The 16,950-nt window shown below is 53.2% G+C and carries 18 protein-coding genes; 13 read left to right on the forward strand and 5 right to left on the reverse strand.

From position 1 onward, the window contains the following. Positions 1–62: 62 nt before the first annotated feature. The 5 genes from M2298_RS16740 (at position 63) to M2298_RS16760 (ending at position 5,910) form a co-directional block, all read left to right on the forward strand. Complete coding sequence (locus M2298_RS16740; RefSeq protein WP_173598217.1) at positions 63–1,058, forward strand: MBL fold metallo-hydrolase; 996 nt, start codon at positions 63–65, stop codon at positions 1,056–1,058. 129 nt (positions 1,059–1,187) lie between these two features. Then, positions 1,188–2,099 (forward strand): DUF6612 family protein, encoded by a 912-nt coding sequence (locus tag M2298_RS16745; protein ID WP_122964025.1) that lies wholly within the window; start codon positions 1,188–1,190, stop codon positions 2,097–2,099. 466 nt (positions 2,100–2,565) lie between these two features. Beyond that, positions 2,566–3,168, forward strand: coding sequence for a forespore capture DNA-binding protein RefZ (refZ, locus tag M2298_RS16750; protein WP_063228134.1), 603 nt, complete (start codon positions 2,566–2,568; stop codon positions 3,166–3,168). A gap of 47 nt (positions 3,169–3,215) precedes the next feature. Further along, on the forward strand, positions 3,216–5,702 hold the full coding sequence (locus M2298_RS16755; protein WP_280648758.1) for a septation ring formation regulator EzrA: 2,487 nt from the start codon (positions 3,216–3,218) through the stop codon (positions 5,700–5,702). A 7-nt stretch (positions 5,703–5,709) separates the two neighbouring features. Then, entirely contained in the window at positions 5,710–5,910 is a 201-nt protein-coding gene (locus tag M2298_RS16760) for a hypothetical protein (protein WP_173598214.1), read from the forward strand. A 235-nt stretch (positions 5,911–6,145) separates the two neighbouring features. Here M2298_RS16760 and M2298_RS16765 read toward each other — a convergent pair whose 3' ends face one another. Continuing rightward, positions 6,146–7,447, reverse strand: a complete 1,302-nt coding sequence (locus tag M2298_RS16765) for a BaiN/RdsA family NAD(P)/FAD-dependent oxidoreductase (protein WP_280648759.1) — start codon at positions 7,445–7,447, stop codon at positions 6,146–6,148. Between the two features lie 120 nt (positions 7,448–7,567). Further along, positions 7,568–8,389: a GNAT family N-acetyltransferase gene (locus tag M2298_RS16770; protein ID WP_122964029.1), complete on the reverse strand. Its 822-nt coding sequence runs from the start codon at positions 8,387–8,389 to the stop codon at positions 7,568–7,570. A gap of 154 nt (positions 8,390–8,543) precedes the next feature. Here M2298_RS16770 and M2298_RS16775 point away from each other — a divergent pair, with 154 nt between their 5' ends. Together M2298_RS16775 and M2298_RS16780 are read left to right on the forward strand one after the other, a co-directional pair. Next, entirely contained in the window at positions 8,544–9,623 is a 1,080-nt protein-coding gene (locus tag M2298_RS16775) for a M42 family metallopeptidase (RefSeq protein WP_280648760.1), read from the forward strand. 18 nt (positions 9,624–9,641) lie between these two features. Further along, positions 9,642–10,151 (forward strand): hypothetical protein, encoded by a 510-nt coding sequence (locus M2298_RS16780; protein WP_122964031.1) that lies wholly within the window; start codon positions 9,642–9,644, stop codon positions 10,149–10,151. 137 nt (positions 10,152–10,288) lie between these two features. Here M2298_RS16780 and M2298_RS16785 read toward each other — a convergent pair whose 3' ends face one another. Both M2298_RS16785 and M2298_RS16790 read right to left on the reverse strand, forming a co-directional pair. Beyond that, the gene (locus M2298_RS16785) at positions 10,289–10,426 is read right to left on the reverse strand and encodes a hypothetical protein (protein WP_167470277.1); all 138 of its coding nucleotides are present in this window, start codon (positions 10,424–10,426) and stop codon (positions 10,289–10,291) included. Between the two features lies 1 nt (position 10,427). After that, a complete protein-coding gene (locus tag M2298_RS16790) occupies positions 10,428–11,675 on the reverse strand; it encodes an MFS transporter (protein ID WP_122964032.1) in 1,248 nt (415 codons plus the stop codon). A 319-nt stretch (positions 11,676–11,994) separates the two neighbouring features. On the opposite strand from M2298_RS16790, the gene M2298_RS16795 reads away from it, so the two are divergent. The 4 genes from M2298_RS16795 to M2298_RS16810 all read left to right on the forward strand — a co-directional run bounded on the left by M2298_RS16795 (position 11,995) and on the right by M2298_RS16810 (position 14,080). Beyond that, a complete protein-coding gene (locus tag M2298_RS16795) occupies positions 11,995–12,219 on the forward strand; it encodes a hypothetical protein (RefSeq protein ID WP_063228141.1) in 225 nt (74 codons plus the stop codon). 174 nt (positions 12,220–12,393) lie between these two features. After that, complete coding sequence (locus M2298_RS16800; protein WP_063228142.1) at positions 12,394–12,705, forward strand: YtrH family sporulation protein; 312 nt, start codon at positions 12,394–12,396, stop codon at positions 12,703–12,705. Then, entirely contained in the window at positions 12,702–13,247 is a 546-nt protein-coding gene (locus tag M2298_RS16805; RefSeq protein ID WP_280648761.1) for a sporulation membrane protein YtrI, read from the forward strand. The genes M2298_RS16800 and M2298_RS16805 overlap by 4 nt, the downstream gene beginning before the upstream one ends. Positions 13,248–13,303: 56 nt before the next feature. Beyond that, positions 13,304–14,080, forward strand: a complete 777-nt coding sequence (locus M2298_RS16810) for a sporulation protein (protein ID WP_122964034.1) — start codon at positions 13,304–13,306, stop codon at positions 14,078–14,080. Positions 14,081–14,171: 91 nt separating this feature from the next. Here the strand turns inward: M2298_RS16810 and M2298_RS16815 are convergent, their stop codons facing one another. Beyond that, on the reverse strand, positions 14,172–14,258 hold the full coding sequence (locus M2298_RS16815; RefSeq protein WP_122964035.1) for a YjcZ family sporulation protein: 87 nt from the start codon (positions 14,256–14,258) through the stop codon (positions 14,172–14,174). A 207-nt stretch (positions 14,259–14,465) separates the two neighbouring features. On the opposite strand from M2298_RS16815, the gene codY reads away from it, so the two are divergent. Together codY and M2298_RS16825 are read left to right on the forward strand one after the other, a co-directional pair. Beyond that, positions 14,466–15,236, forward strand: a complete 771-nt coding sequence (gene codY / locus M2298_RS16820; protein WP_122964036.1) for a GTP-sensing pleiotropic transcriptional regulator CodY — start codon at positions 14,466–14,468, stop codon at positions 15,234–15,236. A gap of 219 nt (positions 15,237–15,455) precedes the next feature. Continuing rightward, positions 15,456–16,949, forward strand: coding sequence for a M81 family metallopeptidase (locus M2298_RS16825; RefSeq protein ID WP_122964037.1), 1,494 nt, complete (start codon positions 15,456–15,458; stop codon positions 16,947–16,949). The last annotated feature ends 1 nt before the right edge of the window (position 16,950 follow it).

The raw sequence follows: 16,950 nt of genomic DNA on the forward strand, positions 1-16,950 counted from the left end.
GCTCTTTTCTCTTTTTCGGAAAAAAATCGGACAAACTTGAGAGGCAGATGGAGGAATTGGCAATGGACATGCGTGAATGGCACACCAAGGCGACACAAATCACGCCGGATATTTACTGTCTGGAAATCCCGACTCCCTTCAATGTCGGAGCGGTCAACGTCTATCTGATAAAAGGCGAGAAGCTGACCTTGATCGATGTGGGGCCGAAGACAGACGAGGCATGGCAGGCGCTCACAGAAGGGCTGCAAGCGGCTGGCGTCTCTGTGGAAGAGATTGAGCAGATCGTGCTGACCCATCATCACGTTGACCATTGCGGCCAATTGGAAAAAGTGAGGCAAAAGTCAGGGGCGTTGACACTGGCGCATCCGCAGGCAGCGCCGTACGTCGAGCTGGATGCGGAGTTCATGGATTTTCACGATCAGTTCTTTTTGCAGCTGTACAAAAAAAGCGGCGTGCCAAGCGACAAGCTGATCATCATCGAGAAGTTCCACAAATTGATGACGACTTTTTCCGAGCCAAGCCAGATTGACTTGAAGCTCAAGCATGAACAACAAGTGCCGCATCTTCCGGAATGGCAGGTTCTCTACACGCCGGGGCACAGCCAGAGCCATCTGTCCTTGTACCGGGAGCGGGATCGCACGATGATCGGCGGAGATCACATTATCGGACATATTTCGTCCAATGCCTTTATTGAGCCACCGCGGGATCGTTCGGGTGCGCGTCCGCTGACACTCGTTCAGTACCGGACGGCTTTGCAGATGTGCGCGGACATGGAGATCGAGCAGGTGCTGGCGGGTCATGGCGAGATCGTCCGGAACCACCGCGAGCTGATTTCCTCTCGCCTGCAAAAAAACTGGAGCCGGACCGACACATTGCGCAGCCTGCTTGCTGACAAGGAATTGACAGCGTATGAACTGACGACGCTGCTGTTTCCGGCTATTTATGAAAAAGAGCTGCCGCTGACGCTTTCCGAGACGCTCGGGCATATCGATTTGCTGATGATCTTGCATCAGGTCGAGGTGCGCGAACAAGACGGGGTCTTGTACTATCACCTGTAGCCTGACGGATTCCTGGCATTGGCGAAACAAGCAGAATAAGCCTATTCCTCCCCGGAAACGATAAAAGGGACAATTACCCTGCAACCACCTGGAAGTGGCATAATCCGGGGTAGCCGAGGGAGGAACCAGATGCGCAAGTATTGGACCATGTGCCTTTTGACCATCGCGTGCACCGCTTTGACAGGTTGTAATCAAATGGGCGTCAAGCAAGACCCCCATTCAGCTTTTGAACAGGTGCGCGATCAGTTTGCGGCGCAGAACTCGTACGCGTTTTACGGAAGGACAAAGCTTTTGACAGCGAACAGCGCCAATGCCAACATGGTGAACTTCTCCGGGCGAAAAGACGGGGAAGCGGTGTATATGAACGTGAAGTTTTCCGTTCCAGAACAGCAGCGAGTGGAGACTTTGTCGCTGCTCTCCGAAGGAAGCGAGCTGTACGCCAAACAAGGCCAGGAAGAAAAATGGAAGCCTGTCCCGGGCGAAGGAGTTGCTTTGCGGCAGGAGATGAACAACTGGAGTCCGCCATTTTGCTTTCAGCAAATGGACGAGCTGAAAAAAAGCGTCCGCCAGCTGCCCGATGAAAATCCGCAGGACGATCTCGAAGCAATCGGTGTGACGCTGGATTCGCTCAAACTGAAAGAATGGCTGGCTGCGCAAATGAAGGAACAAGCCGGGGCTGGCTCGCGGATTCAGTCCGCAGCGGGCCCTTTCGCCTCCCACAAGCCAAGGGTCAAGCTGGCGATGCAGCTGTCAGACGGAAACTGGACGAGAGCGGCTGCGCCTGGGGCTGGTGTCTCGATTCAGGCGAAACAAGCACAGGCGCAGGACGTGAAGGCGATGGTCGATCAGATGGATGTGGAAGCGGAGTACACGATTTACTACAACAAGAAGACGATGCTGCCTACCAACATGACGATGTCGATTCGCTCCGCATACGATTTGAACGACCAGCGGGTAAAAGAGCACTCCCAGGTAGAAACGTATTTGCAAAATTACGGTCGGGCCAAGCCGGTGCCAACTGCGGCAGAAGGCGGCAAATAAGCAGCAGAAGAAAGAGACGCTCACCGTCCATGTCTGCGGGCAAGGGAGCGTCTTTTTTTCTGTGAGTCGTGAGGCCGCTTTTTTCCAAAGCTGGCCGCGTCTGCAAAAAGCGAGGTGTTTGCGGCTGCTTTTGACTGTTTGAATAAAGCCTGTTGCCTCCGTCTGGTACACGGTGCAATTTTCCAATCGGAGAAGTAACGCTTTCGGGGTGTTGTCCGTCTTTATTGTTTGCGAGGAGCCTGGCCGGATTGTTCCCTGCTTTTTTCGCAGACGGTCTTTATTCCTAGGAGGAATAGTGGAAAACTTTGTCGAACTTACAACAGGTCTATCTTTTTGCGTCGAATCATCCGTACAATAGAAAAGATGTCCGTTGAAAATCGAGTGTCTACTGCGACCGCTACTCTTTTGGCTATGGTCGCTTTCCGGTTTTGCCACAGCCGGGGTGTAAAGGGGATGAAATCCAGCGATGGATCAGACGAAAATGCGTATTTTGTCCGCAGCCGCCAAACTGTTTGACACGTATGGCTACAAAGGGACATCCGTTAGACAAATCGCTGCCGAAGCACAAGTAAATTCCGCGTTGATTTCTTATCACTTCCAGGGCAAGCAGGGAGTGCTGGAGACCTTGATCGCTTCCTACTTCGAGACGCTGTTTCGTTTATTGGAGGAGCAGGAAACGATGCAGGAGCACGTCTCTGCCATTCAACGACTTGAACAGGTGATTCAGCTGTATTTGCGTTTTCAGATGGAACACGCGCCGATCACGAGGCTGATTCATCGGGAACTGAGTGTCGAGTCGATGCTTGCCCGTGAAGTGATGACACTTTACATGAGCCGCTGGAAGCACGGCCTTTCGAGGGTGCTGGAAGGCGGAGTCGCAGCGGGTGATTTTTTGCCCGTATCCATTGATCGTATAGTGCTGGCCGTAAGCAGCCAGATGATATATCCGTTTTTACAACCGCAGATGGTTCGGCAGGTTTATGACCTGGAGCCGTTTTCCGAGGAGTTCGCCAGGTGGCTGCAAGATTCCATCATGCGTTTTTTGCATGGGATTTTGCTGCCGGCATAAGGTGCGCCCTCTCCCATGAATTTACTTTTTAAGGGGATGTTTGACAAGTGAAACGAAAACTGTTCCTGCTCTGTCTGGCAGGCATGTTGCTATATACGAATCCGGCTTACGCCACGCCTTTTCCTGACAAAAAAGAGGAAGTTGTGCAGGACGCCGACAACTACTTGAAAAAAGAAGAGAAGGCGAACTTTGCGAAGTCGATGCAAAATCTGCCTGGCAGCTACAAAGTTGTCGTAGTGGAAAGCACAGCACCGGAAGCAGAATCCCCTGACATGTACGCGCAGAAGCTGTTTGACAATTACAATTTGGCTGATGACGCGATGATGGTCGTCCTGGACTACAACACCGAACAGCTCGGGATGTATGCAGGGCCAGCTTTGCAGGCCAAAGGCGCATCGATGGAAATGCTGCATGAAAAAATGACGTCGTACTACGAACCATTCCGCAATCAGAAGCAGTATTTGAACGGCATTCAGACTTTGATCGGGGAAGTAAACCGGGAACTGAGCCGCATCTCGGACAAGCAGGCTGCCGCTCCTGCGGGTGCAACCGATGCGAAAGCACAGGAACAGACGGAGGAAAAAGACGGACTTGGCGGCATCCCGTGGTGGATTTACGCGATCGGAGCTGTCTTTGCGGCTTTGTCAATCGGACTGGTCTACGCCATGATTCGTCGCCGCGCGATCTTTAAATTAGTCGACGACGTAGAAGATTGGAAGGATGAGCTGATAGAGAAAATCAATGTCATCGAAGTGGAAAAGCCGCTGCGCCGCTCCAGCGGAATGACAGAGGTGCGCTATCACCACCTGGCAGACAAAAAGGAAAACTTGCTGCGCATCCGCATCCCCGATGTGGAGATGATGATTCTCGATGCGGAAGAAGCGTGCGACCGCTTCCGGTTTTCGCTGGCGCTCGGCATGCTCGATGAAGCGCGCGAGACGCTGAACCAGATCGAGGATGAACTGAACGAGCTGAAGGAAGACACCTCAAAAGTCGCGATTACCAAACAGGAGAACAAAGTTGTCATCCCGGAAATCGGCAAGCAAGTGGAGCAGATGGAGCGCCGCTTGTCCGATTTGCGTCTGGAATACGGCCTGTCGTTTCACGAGCTGAAAGCATCGCTGGATGAGGTCGAGACGATGCGAAGCCTGGTGAAAACGGCGCGGGCGGCAGGCGACGATATCGCTGCCTACGATACGACGATCAAGGCACAGCAGCTGCTGGAACGCGTAGGGCAGACGATGGAGCAACTCCCGACGTTGGTGCATCGCGTGAAAAAGGCGATGCCGGAGGAGTTCAAGCAGCTGGAGGACGGAATCAGCCAAGCGACTCGCGACGGCTTTGACTTGAAGCAGGACGCGCTGGATAAGGCGCTGCTGCAGGCAAAGCAATTGCTTTCGTCCGCGAAAAGCGCACTGGAAGAAGGCAATTTGGAGATGGTCTTGACTCACTCCAAAGCTTTCGATGTGTTGCTGGACGCTACTTATCAAGGAATTGAAGAAGGAGTAATGGCCAAGCACGAGGCCGCGGCGGCTTCCGCTTCCGCACAGGTTCTGGAGCAGCCGCTTGCAGATGAGTGGAGCGAGAGCGAGGAAGAAGCAGCCGGAAGAGAGCATGCCCCTGCGACTGACAAAGAACGCGAAGTCAGCGATGCAGAAGTGGCAGCGATCATCGAGCAGGCTGCGCAAGTATGGAATCAGGCGAGCAAAGACGAGCATGCGCCTGTGATCCACAAGCCAGAGCCAAAAGAGTTCGTGCATGAAGCACCAAAAGCGGCAGTGTACGATCAGGAGCAAGCTGACGAGACTTTTGCGGAAGCGGCGCCGATTGCAACTGCAACACGCGACCAGTTGAGCGAAGCGGAACGGGCTGTGCTGCTGCAAGCACTCAAGAAGCCTGCCAACTCGGAAAAAGCGACTTCGGTTCATGCTCCGCCGACCAAGCCGAGCCGTGACGTCGAGGAAGAGACGGAGTACGAGCTGGTGATTCCGAAAACCCAGGCTGAGCCGCAGCCAGTCTATGAAGAGGAAGTCCAGGAGCAAGCTTATTTGCTGATCGAGACAGAGGACGATGCTCTCGACGAGCTGGAGCGGATTTCGAGTACATTGGTACGCGTGCGCCAGCAAATCAAGCGAAGCTACCTGCCTGGCATTCCCGATCATTTGAAGTACATGTTTGAAGAAGTCGTGCAAACTTTGGGACGGATCAAGATGATCATGGAGCAGTATCGCTACGATTTGGAGGAAGTGGCGATTTTGGTTCAGGATGCGCACGAGCTGGTCGTGGAGACAGAGCGAATGGCGGAGCAAATTATTTCGACTTGCCAGCTGGCGGAAGGAGCTATCCAGTACACCAACCGCTACCGCCGCCAAAACAGGCATGTCAACGAACTGCTGACAAAAGCGGAGCAATCATTCCGACAGCTCGCTTTCGCGGAAGCATACCAACTGGCGGAGGAAGCGCGTCTTGTCATCGAAGGCGCTCCAGCCGAGGAAGACAATCGCTGGCTTTTGCGCAGAAAGAAAAAGGGGTGAGCCACCGATGAAGCTCCTTCCCTTTTTCCTGATGGCCGCAGGGGTGCTTGTCATGCTTCAGCCCCGAACGAAAAGATGGCAAAGTCGGATGAACCACTATTTCCGGGGCAATGAAAAGCGGGTGAAGCAAAGGGCGAACACATTCTTTTTGCTCGGCCTGGCCTTTGTTTTAGCAGGCTTTGCCTACTTGTTCCGGATGGCAGCCTAACCTAGCATTTTCCATAAAAAACACCTGATCGCAGGCGGAATGCGCTCCGTACGCGACAGGTGTTTTTTTGTGCAAAAAAAAGAAGCATCGCTCACGAGGGCGATGCTCCATCTAGGGAAGATAAAGGGAGTAAAGGTCTGATAACCAGCACCTTACAACTAGGGGGGAGTAAGGTGCTGATCACTCTTTCGCAAAAAAGAGTACCTGCTTGCTAGTTTCCCCAATTTGTCTTCCCCTAAACGTTATTCTCGCAAAAAAATTCCAAAGCTTCTTCCGCACTGTGCGTACCTGCGGAATGTCCCGATGAAAAGGCGATAGTAATGTTGTAGCCTCCGGTATGGGCGTGAACATCCATGACTTCACCAGCGAAGTACAAGCCATCCATCAGCTTCGAACGCATCGTCCGCGGGTCGATTTCCTTGACGCTGACTCCGCCGCCCGTAATGAAAGCTTCTTCTAAGGAAAGCGTGCCTGTGATTGTCAGTGGAAATGCTTTGATGATGCCGGCAAAGCTTGCCCAATCTTGCTTTTTCATATGGCTGTACGTCGTGTCTTCCGAGATGTCGGCAAGCGACAGCAGCAAGGGGATGATTCGTTCAGGCAAGTAGCCTTTCAGCACGTTTTTGACCGCTTTTTTCGGTTGCTCCTCCAAAAGCTGCCAGCTTTCCGCGTTGATCTCGTCTTTGCTTTTCGCTGGCATCAGATCGAGCGTGAGCGACAGCGGGATCGCGCCGTATTTGCGTTGGCTGGTAGAAACATAGTGTCCCATCCGCAGCGAGGCTGGTCCAGACAGCCCGAAATGGGTAAAAATCATGTCGCCTTCCTGCGTGTTAATCTTTTTGCCGTTCGGGGCGTACAACGTCATCGTCACATCGCGCAGAGACAGTCCTTGAAGCGTTTTGTCGCGAATGAACGAATCGTTTGCGGTCAGCGGCACTTCTGTAGGATACAAGTCCGTTACCGTATGTCCGGCAGCCTTGGCCCAGGCGTATCCGTCTCCCGTCGAGCCTGTCTGGGGAACCGAGCAGCCGCCTACCGCGATAATGACGCAAGGGGCTGAGAGCTTTTCGCCCGTTTGCAGCAAGATGCCAGCCGTTCTGCCGTTTTCATAGAGCACTTCCTGGACGGGAGAGTTCAGCCGGATGGTGACATTTTGCCGCTTTAAAAGGTCAATGAGCGCCTGCGCTACAGTAACCGCCTTGTCCGTCACAGGAAACATTCGCCCGCGATCTTCTTCCTTCAGGGCGACTCCCAAGCCCTCGAAAAATTGCATGATTTCCCGATTGCCGAATTGCGTCAGAGCGCTATACATAAAACGGCCATTGCCTGGCATTTGCTTGATCAGCTCGTCCTGTTCCTTGGCGTTGGTAACATTGCAGCGGCCGCCGCCAGAAATGATCAGCTTGCGCCCGAGCTTCCCGCCTTTTTCTACCAGGCAGACACGCGCTCCCTGACTCGAAGCCGCAACAGCGGACATCAGCCCGGAAGGCCCGCCGCCGATAATGATAACATCAAAATCGTACTGTGATCGATTCATTTCGTTTTCGTCCTTAGTTATGGTGTAGGGTGAGGCATCCCCCATTTTACCACAACACCTGCTCTCTCGCCCAAAAGAGAGCGAAGGGAACCGCGGGCGTAAAAGGGGGATGCCTGTGCGTCAGGCGAGAATGTCTGCGAGCGGCTTTTTCGTAAGCACGTAGCGGACGATTGTCTCATCGCGGACGATATCCGTCACCATGTATCCTTTGGCAAAATACGTCGTGAGCAACTCGCCGGTTTGTTTGCGCCAAAGAGCGGCTACACTCATGTCTGCCTGCTTCACCTGCTGGAAGAAGGCAGGGACGGGCAAGAGCAGGACAGACTCTTCCCGATCGGTCGCCAGAGCAACAGGGGTCGGGATGCCATCCGTGATCTCATAGTGCAAAATATTTGGAGCGCCGTCATAAGACAGTCGCGGTGCTCCGTTTGCTTGGCGGGCTTCTACCCGTCCGCTGTCGATGAACCATTCCACGAGAAAACGGTCGGTCGGCAAGCCGCGGTTGAAGTCGTCATCGAGGTCGCCGTAGCAATTGGGCAAGTACGTGCGGACGATCCCGCCGAGCTTGACGATGTTCAGCACGCCATTCACTGTTTCCAGCGGATCGTACGTCCAGGTAATCTTGGAATGGCCCATCGCTTTTGCTTCGTCCTTTTGCAGCCATTTCATCTGTACGCCAAGTCCCTGCTTGCGGTATTCGGGCAAAAAGCCCAGCATGTGCGAACAGAGATGCGTCTCCCCGTTGGTGTAGCCTGGGAAGCTGTATAAAAACCCGATCATTTCGTCTCCGTCAAACGCCCCGAGAAACAGTCCGCCAAATTTGTGCATGGTCAGCGTCATGTGGTACGGAATGGCAGAAGCAGGGTCCCATATTTTCCCTTCCATCGCTTCCAACTGCTCAATTTCGCTCGTTTCCGTCAATCTTCGCAACGTGATCGCCATTTCTTTTTTCCCCCTATCCAATTCGTATTTTTACTTCATTCGGACAGAAGGCGGCACATTCCTGCTTGTGAACGGTTGCATCCAAAATCAGCCTCACGGATAATAGGAGAGATAGACAAACATCCGACAAGGGATGACAGGAGGCTTGACCACAATGGAAAACGACTTTCAACTGGAGCTGTGGAAACGGCTGACCCAAGCGCCGGGAGCACCCGGCTTCGAAGGTCCGGTTCGCGATATCATGCGGGAATACTTGGGTACATATACAAACGAGTTCGTATACGATAACCTCGGCAGTATGCTCGGCGTGATGCGCGGGGATGAAAACGGTCCGAAAATCATGGTGGCCGGACATATGGATGAAGTAGGGTTCATGGTGACGCGCATTTCGGAAAAAGGCTTTATTTCGTTTCAGACGTTGGGAGGCTGGTGGGGACAAGTCCTGCTCGCCCAGCGCGTTCAAATCATAACGGAAAAAGGCGCGGTGGAAGGCGTAATCAGCTCGATTCCTCCGCATGTGCTCAGTGAAGATCAGCGCAATCGCCCGATGGACATTCGCAATATGTACATCGATATCGGAGTCGATACGCGGGAAGAAGCCGAGCAGGCAGGCGTGCGTCCGGGTCAGCAGATCGTTCCGGTCTGCCCGCTCCAGGTCATGACCAACCCGCGCCGCGTCATGGCGAAAGCGTGGGACAACCGCTACGGGTGCAGCTTGGCTGTTGAGCTGGCAAAAGAACTGCATGAGCGGCCAGGACATCCGAACGTGGTGTATGTGGGAGCAACTGTTCAGGAAGAGCTGTCTGGCGGGCGCGGAGCGAAAACCGCAGCAGCCGTTATCGAGCCGGATTTGTTCCTCGCATTGGATGCCAGCCCGGCGACCGATATTCCCGGCGTGAAAGACGAAGGCGGAAAACTGGGCGGCGGTTTGCTGATGCGGATTTACGATCCGATGTACATGATGCCGCTCGGCTTGCGGGAACTGTTGATTTCTACATGCGAGCAGGAAAACATCCCGTACCAGATTTACATTGCCAAAGGTTATACAGACGCAGGGGTCGTGCAGCACCACGGAAAAGGAGTGCCGTCCGCCGTCATCGGAATCCCTTCCCGCTACATTCACAGCCATGCTTCGATCATCGATCGGGAAGACTACGAAGCGGCCAAGCGCCTCTTGTTCGCGATCGTGCGCAAGCTGGATCGGGTGACCTTTGAAGCGATTTTGCCGAGATAACGAGGGGAGGTGGCGCTTTTGAACGCAATTATTTTGTATACGAAGCGCCAAGGTCAGGCGACGTCTTACGAATTTAATGTTTTTGACAACCAGTTCGCAACGGAAAATCTCGCTGTCCGCAAAGTGCTGATGTCCATGCTGGAGTCCGTCCGCGACCGACTGACCGATTTGGAAGTGGAGTACAACGACAGCATGCTGGCAGAAAAGCTGGGAGCGAAGCGGGCGGGGGAAACTTTGCGCTTCCTCGGGGCGACGAGAGAGAACAGCAAGGAACATCTCAGCAACGGCATCGTCGTCAGCCGTTCTTTTCAAGCGCCGATGACTCCCGAGCGCTACGCGTATTTTTACGAACTGACAGACATCGCCCAACTATCGCATTACCGCCTGAAGGAAGGCGACGAAGACCGAATCGTGTTTTACTTCACACGCTATTTGCAGCTGATTGCCCCTGACGAACAGGCAAGCCAAAGCTTTTTGCAAAAGCTCGCGGAGTTCTCTCTGCCGTACAAGCTTGTGCCCATCAGTTGAACGAGACGGTGACGAGCCAAGCAAAACGGTCATGACTGTTTTGTTGACGCAAGCGGTTACATCCGATTTCATGAAAAAAGCCATTTCCTCTGCATCGGGGAAATGGCTTTTTCGTGTAGAAACAAAGCGGGAAGCTCTCAAGTAGAAGGGCGATTCGGCCCTTCCAGCTTCTTGTCTCCGTAGCCAGGGGCATCGTTTTGCACTGATTTGGGCTGACGATTGCGTTCCGCATCTTGCCCGTTTTGCTGCTGCTGCTGATTTTTTGACTGAGTCATTTTACGTCGCACCTTCCTTTCTTTTCGTGCTGGACTCGTTGGTCTGCGCCGGATTTTTGTAGCGCGGGATGGCATAGACGGCAAACAACCCGAGCAGTGCCGCCAGAAACAAGGTGACGATGCCGTAAGCTATCCACGGACTTCGGCTCGCCACTCCGCCGAGTTTTTCGACCATGGCGCCGCCAAGGCTTGTCCCGATGGCGGTTCCCACTCCGGAGACAAAGTTGGAGAAGCCGAAGTACGCTCCCAGCCACTCTTCTTTGGCAAAATGGGTAACGAGCGAATCCTGGACGGGCATGAACAGCATTTCACCGAGGATAAACAGGACGGCCGCGGCACTGAGCGTGGCAAAGTGATTGGCCCAGCCCATCGCGGTCAGTCCGGCCCCGAGCAAGGTCGTTCCGATGGCGAGTGCGATATACGGATTGATCCGCTGCAGAATAAAGCGTGAGATAAAGCCTTGCAGCAAAACGACACAGAGCGAGTTGATCGTCCAGACAAGGCCGATGAGCGTTGCGGAATGCAGTACATGCTCGCCGCGCAAAGGCAGGATCATGGTGAACTGCGCGTACAGCGCCCACATCAGCAAGGTAATTCCCGAGAACAGCAGGAAGCTGCGGTGCTTCAAAATATGCCGATATTCCGAGATCGGCGTGCGACGACAGTCAGGGCCGACACAGCGGTCATCCGGCAAGGAAAAGAACGTCAAAGCAGCGAGCAGGCCAAAAACGATGGCGGAGACGATAAACGGCTGCTGATGAATCGCCGTCATCCACGTAATCACCAGACCTGCTACGATAATCCCGCTGTGGGCGAGAATGCCCCGCCAGGAAAAGGCTGTCGTCCGCTGCGCTTCCGCCACTTCATCGGCAATCATCGCTTTGATCGTGGGGGCCAACAGTCCGAGCCCCAGCCCGTTCACCGTCGAGAACAACAGGAAAAACCCGTAATTCGCACTGTAATGGTAGCCGAGCATGGCACTGCCCTGAAGCAAGGCTCCCAGCGCTATGATCGCCCGTCTGCCCCACCGATCCGACATCGGCCCCCCGATCAGGCTGCCGATTTGATAGGCGATGCTGCCTGCCCCGAGAATGAAGCCCACCTGAGCCAGATGCAAGAGCCGCACCTTTTGCAAAAAAATCGGAAACACCGGGATGACCAAATACGAAGCCATGTGCATGAAAAAAACGAGCAGCAGCAAGATCAAATAAGGCTTGTTGCGCCAGAGTGCTCCCTGTGAGGCTGTCATAATCGCCTCCTCTAGTTGTTCAACATCCTTTCTAGTATGAGTGGAAAAGGTTTGTCTCTATGCAACAAAAATGGGCGAGCGTACAAATGTGCACGCGAGGCAGGCGGGTGTCCAATCCAACATTCATCCCGATACATATACCTATAGAGAAAAGGTGCCATGGGCGGTATGCCAGGTGCAATGGTTCGAGCTAGTGTGAAGGGGGGATCTCGCATGAAAGGTTTTGGTTTTTTTAACCAAGATGGCTTTGAAGTGGTGATCTGGATTATCGTGATCATCTTTCTCCTCTCCATATTCTTTGACGAAGGGATAGATTGAGATGAGCGCATATCGGCCAGTTCGCCGCCTGAACAATCACTACCGCTCCAATCAAGGCTTCAAAGCATGGATCAAGGCCAATGAGCAATGGTTCAAAGAAAATCCGGAAGTGTTCAAACAAGTGTTAAGCAATCCGAATATGGTCAATTTGTTCATGGATCTTATGGTGATGAACTCCCCGCGCATCCAAAAACGTCTGCGCAGATGGGGCAGGAACAAGCCATGAGTACCAGTGGCATGCTGCCGACATAAGCATGCCTTCTTTTTTTGGCGTTTGGCAGAGGGCATGCCGTGGCAAGAGAACAGATGACAGGGGCGGGAAGGCTTTTCGATCATAAAAACCAGACAAGCCGCGTAGGGATAAGCATACGTCATGCAGTCGGGAGGATGGGGGATCAGCATGGCACAAGTCATTTTGACGTTTTTTGTAGCCTATGGCATTGTCGTGGGAGGAGCCTTGTGCGGAGGATTGGGTGCGTTTTTGACAGAAAAGCCTCCGTTGTTTTCGATGGTACAACTGGCAGACCAACTGAAAATATGGGGGCTGGTCGGCGCTTTGGGCGGCACCTTCGACTCCTTTTTGCAAATTGAAAAAATATTGATGGGCAACTTCTCGCCCGTATTCAAGCAGCTTGTCATGATCGTCGTGGCTTTTTTGGGCGCTCATATCGGAACGATTTGCGTGCACTGGCTCGTGCAGGTGCGCTCATGATGGTCATCTTCTGGAAACGCTACCTCGCGCTTCTGCTCATCGGCTGTCTTTTGGGCGGCACCGTGATTTTGTTCGTGTACGGGCGCGAGATGGAACAAATGATGCTGGTGCGCAAAAGCCTGGAGCTGCAAAACAAAAAGCTGTACGAAGAAAACCAGGAGCTGAAGCAAAACCAGCGCGTCTACCGCAAAAACCAGGATCAGGTGATCGAGGAGGTTCGCGCTTTTGTGCTGACGGCTGATCAGAAGCAGCCTTTGCATGCCACGATTGTTGTACAAGTCGTCGATATGGTGGAAAAAGACTTCGCTTCGCTCAAAGGCAAAAAAGCGGAGCAGGTCGCAGAAGTTCACCAGGTTCTGCATGAGATGCTGCGCCGCAGGGAGTACGTCCTGTCGGATCGCACGATGGTCGAAGTGCGAATCAAGACGGTCTTCATCGCGCGGACGCTGCAAGTCTTCGTCACGGCAGAGGTCATATCGGATGATGTTTGGCAAAAGGTTGCGCGAAACTTTCTTTTTCTTCCCTCGTATATTTCTACATAGATACCTGAAGGCAGATCGATCAAGGTCTGGGGTCAACGCAAAGGAGAGGCGAGTACATGTCCATGTTCAAGAAGTTGCTGGCGAGTGTTGGAATTGGAGCTGCGAAAGTAGATACCCGTTTGGAGGAGGAGTCGCTCGTTCCCGGGGATCTCGTAAAAGGCGAGGTGCATCTTACAGGAGGAGATGTAGCACAGGAAATCGACGAAATCTACATGTACGTTGTTACCCACTATGAACGAGAAGTGAACGACAACAAGGTGAAAGAAGAATGCACCCTGGTCAAATACCGTTTGACCGAGCGCGTGTACCTGCAGCCAAAAGAGAGCAAAGTCCTTCCTTTTGCTTTCCCGCTTCCTTATGAAACCCCGCTGACAATGGGGCGCCAGCCTGTTTATTTGCGAACCGGACTGGATATCAAAAATGCGATTGATCCTGGCGATTCCGATTTCATCGAAGTGCGTCCGCATCCGTTGATGACAAAAGTGCTGGATGCTGTTTCTTCCCTTGGCTTCCAACTGTACAAAGTAGATTGCGAGTACAATCGCCATCTGGGCAAATCGTATCCGTTTGTGCAAGAGTTCGAGTTTCGTCCGACCGGGCCGTACCGCAGCCGTCTGGAAGAGTTGGAGGCAATCTTCTACTTGCGCGAGGGAGAGCTGGAAGTGTTGCTGGAGCTAGACAAGCGTGCGCGCGGTTTCCTGGGCGCTTTTGAAGAAGCGTTTAACCTCGACGAGCGCTACGTGCGCTTCCGACTGCATGACGAAGATTTGAACAGACCGACACACGTGATTGCGGATGCGATCGAGCAACTGATCAAAAAACAGCTGCGCTAAGAGTTAAGAGCCAAGCGAGTGCGAAAAAGAAAAGAAGGCTGTCTGGGAGAAAACCAGGCAGCCTTTTTGTATGGGCGAAAAAGCGAGCAAATTAGTCGTCTGCGCCGACGATCGTCAACAGGACGAACAACACAAGAATCAAAGACAACCCGTTAAAGCCTCCGTTAAACAGCCCCATTTGAAATCCTCCCGTAATCCGTGACGTGATGTTTGTTCCCTATATAGAATAGTCGCCGACAGGGGCAAACGTGTTCAGGCAAACACCCATTTTTCGGGCGAAAAACCGATTGCATGAGGTGTCTTTCTAATTTTTTGATTTGCATGTATGGGGCTGGATTTTTCTGACAATACTGTGAGCATGAAGAAATCCAAGGAGGATATTATTATGAATTTGTTGGAAAAAACGAGAAAAATCAATGTCATGCTGCAAAAAACAATGGGAGGCAGCGGTGTCGGCTTTCAAGACCTCGCCAAGCTTTTGTCCGAAGTCATCTCGGCCAATGTGTACATCATTACGGCTGACGGCTCGATTCTCGGCAGCGGAATGAATCAGGAAATTTCCCTGAATGAAGAAGGGCAGACCCACCTGCAAAGCGGAGTACACCAGAAGCTGCTGGAAGTGACGCAAACGTTGGCGAACGAGTCGATTCAAAGCCCGTACAGCTTTGTGCCAAAAGAGCTGGGCAGCTTGTTCCCGCAAATGATGACGACGATCGTCCCGATTAACGCGGGCGGAAGCCGACTGGGCACACTCGTGTTGCTCCGCGCTTACGGCGAGTTCGAGACAGAAGATTTGATTTTGGGCGAGATCGGCGCCACGGTTATCGGGATGAAAATTGTCCGTCAGCGCACGGAGCAGATTGAAAATGAAGTGCGGGACAAAACGTTTGCCAAAATTGCATTGTCCTCCCTTTCCTACAGTGAACAGATTGCCATCGAGAAAATCATGGAGCAGCTCGACGCGCGCGAAGGCTTGCTCGTAGCAAGCCAGCTGGCGGATCAGGCGGGGCTTACGCGCTCTGTCATCGTCAACGCGCTGCGCAAGCTGGCCAGCGCTGGCGTGCTCGAATCCCGCTCGCTCGGCATGAAAGGGACATACATCAAAGTGCTGAATGACAAGTTCCCGTCTGAATTGGCCAAGTGGAAAACATCGTAATTCAATCGGTGCAGACAAAAGGCTCTCCTTTTTGCAGGAGGGTCTTTTGGCGTTTGTTTTGCAGTTCAACGAGTACAATCCAGCTTGACAAAATTTCATGAATTAATCATTGATTCGTGATTTTTTTGCCGATATAATTTGCGAAAAGGAATAACTTCAAAAAATTCTAAATTTAAAGTTTAAACTTCAAAATGGAAAATGACTGAGGAGGAGATCGGATTGAAAGTGGCAATTGGTGGCGTCGTGCACGAAACGAACACATTTTCCAACGTTCCTTCTACGCTAGACCTGTTTCAAAGCTGGGAGTGGGATCACGGAGAGGTCATCCTTTCACGCAACCGCAAAGTCCGAAACTTCCTCGGCGGAATGGTCGACCGGGCGGAGGAGCTGGGGATTGAACTTTTGCCGACTTTCTCCACGTTCGCCTACCCGGCTGGCACGATCACGCATGAGACGTACGAGCGGATGAAAAACGAGCTGCTGGAAGGGCTGCGGCTGGCGAAGGATGCGGATGCGATCTGTCTCGCGCTTCACGGAGCGGGCGTTGCAGAAGGCGTCGACGATCTGGAAGGCGATCTGCTCGCGGCCGTTCGCGGCGTGGTCGGCTACGACATTCCGCTGGTCGTGACGCTCGACTTGCATGCCAACATGACTCCGAAGATGGTTGAGGAGGCGGACGCGCTGCTCGGCGTTCACCTGTATCCGCACGTTGACTGCTATGAGCGCGGCCTGGAGGCGATTGACGTCGCCAGCAAAATGGTCGCAGGCGAGTGGAAGCCGACGATGCATCTCACCCGATTGCCGCTTTTGATCCCTACCTCTGCTACCCACCATTTTCCGGCGAACGAAATCAACGAGGCATGCTGGGCTTGGGAAAAGGAAGAGAACGTGATCGACTGCGCCTTTTTTCACGGTTTCCCGTACACGGACATTCCGGAGCTGGGAGTGGCGGTTTTGACGGTCACGAACAACGACAGCGAGCTTGCCCGCAAAGTGAGCGAGGATGTAGCGAAGCTCGTTTGGCAACACAGGGATGACTTCGAGCTGATCATGCCGACTCCTGCGGAAGGAATCGCGCAAGCACTCGCTACAGAAGGAATGCCGATTGTCATCAACGAGACATCGGACAACCCGGGCGGAGGAACTCCCGGCGACGGGACGCATCTGTTGCGGGCCATGCTCGACGCGCAGTTGACCAACGCCTGCTTCGGCTACATGTACGATCCAGAAGTGGTGCAACAAGCATTTGCAGCGGGAGTCGGGGCCACGCTGGAGATTAGCCTAGGCGGGAAAACCGACCATCTGCACGGCGAGCCGCTTGAAGTAACCGCGTACGTCAAAGCGTTGACCGATGGCAAGTTTGTCGCCACGACGCCGATGGGCCAAGGAGCGCGTATCGACTACGGCAAATCTGTCCGCTTGCAAATCGGCGGTGTCGATGTGCTCGTCTGCTCGGTCAAATCGCAGGTGCTCGACGAACAAATTTTTCAGCTGCACGGCATTGATGTCACGCGCTACAAGATCGTTGCCCTCAAGTCGAGTACGCACTTCCGGGCCGCCTTTGAACCGATCAGCGCCAAAGTCATCACGGTTGATTCACCCGGCCTGACGACGCTGAACTTCCGGTTTTTCCAATACAAACGGGCAAATCGCCCACTTTATCCGCTAGACCCGATCACAGATCCGACCCTACCACAACTGACAAGGAAGTAGA

It is taken from the genome of Brevibacillus sp. 1238, from assembly GCF_029892995.1.
GTDB classification, from domain to species: domain Bacteria; phylum Bacillota; class Bacilli; order Brevibacillales; family Brevibacillaceae; genus Brevibacillus; species Brevibacillus parabrevis.

Excerpts from the sequence above, each read along its gene's own strand:
- M2298_RS16745 (WP_122964025.1), top strand. The coding sequence starts at position 1,188 with ATGCGCAAGTATTGGACCATGTGCCTTTTGACCATCGCGTGCACCGCT.
- M2298_RS16795 (WP_063228141.1), top strand. The coding sequence starts at position 11,995 with ATGAGCGCATATCGGCCAGTTCGCCGCCTGAACAATCACTACCGCTCC.
- M2298_RS16740 (WP_173598217.1), top strand. The coding sequence starts at position 63 with ATGGACATGCGTGAATGGCACACCAAGGCGACACAAATCACGCCGGAT.
- M2298_RS16790 (WP_122964032.1), bottom strand. The coding sequence starts at position 11,675 with ATGACAGCCTCACAGGGAGCACTCTGGCGCAACAAGCCTTATTTGATC.
- M2298_RS16785 (WP_167470277.1), bottom strand. The coding sequence starts at position 10,426 with ATGACTCAGTCAAAAAATCAGCAGCAGCAGCAAAACGGGCAAGATGCG.
- M2298_RS16760 (WP_173598214.1), top strand. The coding sequence starts at position 5,710 with ATGAAGCTCCTTCCCTTTTTCCTGATGGCCGCAGGGGTGCTTGTCATG.
- M2298_RS16805 (WP_280648761.1), top strand. The coding sequence starts at position 12,702 with ATGATGGTCATCTTCTGGAAACGCTACCTCGCGCTTCTGCTCATCGGC.
- M2298_RS16815 (WP_122964035.1), bottom strand. The coding sequence starts at position 14,258 with ATGGGGCTGTTTAACGGAGGCTTTAACGGGTTGTCTTTGATTCTTGTG.
- M2298_RS16770 (WP_122964029.1), bottom strand. The coding sequence starts at position 8,389 with ATGGCGATCACGTTGCGAAGATTGACGGAAACGAGCGAAATTGAGCAG.
- refZ (WP_063228134.1), top strand. The coding sequence starts at position 2,566 with ATGGATCAGACGAAAATGCGTATTTTGTCCGCAGCCGCCAAACTGTTT.
- M2298_RS16800 (WP_063228142.1), top strand. The coding sequence starts at position 12,394 with ATGGCACAAGTCATTTTGACGTTTTTTGTAGCCTATGGCATTGTCGTG.
- M2298_RS16765 (WP_280648759.1), bottom strand. The coding sequence starts at position 7,447 with ATGAATCGATCACAGTACGATTTTGATGTTATCATTATCGGCGGCGGG.
- M2298_RS16775 (WP_280648760.1), top strand. The coding sequence starts at position 8,544 with ATGGAAAACGACTTTCAACTGGAGCTGTGGAAACGGCTGACCCAAGCG.
- codY (WP_122964036.1), top strand. The coding sequence starts at position 14,466 with ATGAATTTGTTGGAAAAAACGAGAAAAATCAATGTCATGCTGCAAAAA.
- M2298_RS16810 (WP_122964034.1), top strand. The coding sequence starts at position 13,304 with ATGTCCATGTTCAAGAAGTTGCTGGCGAGTGTTGGAATTGGAGCTGCG.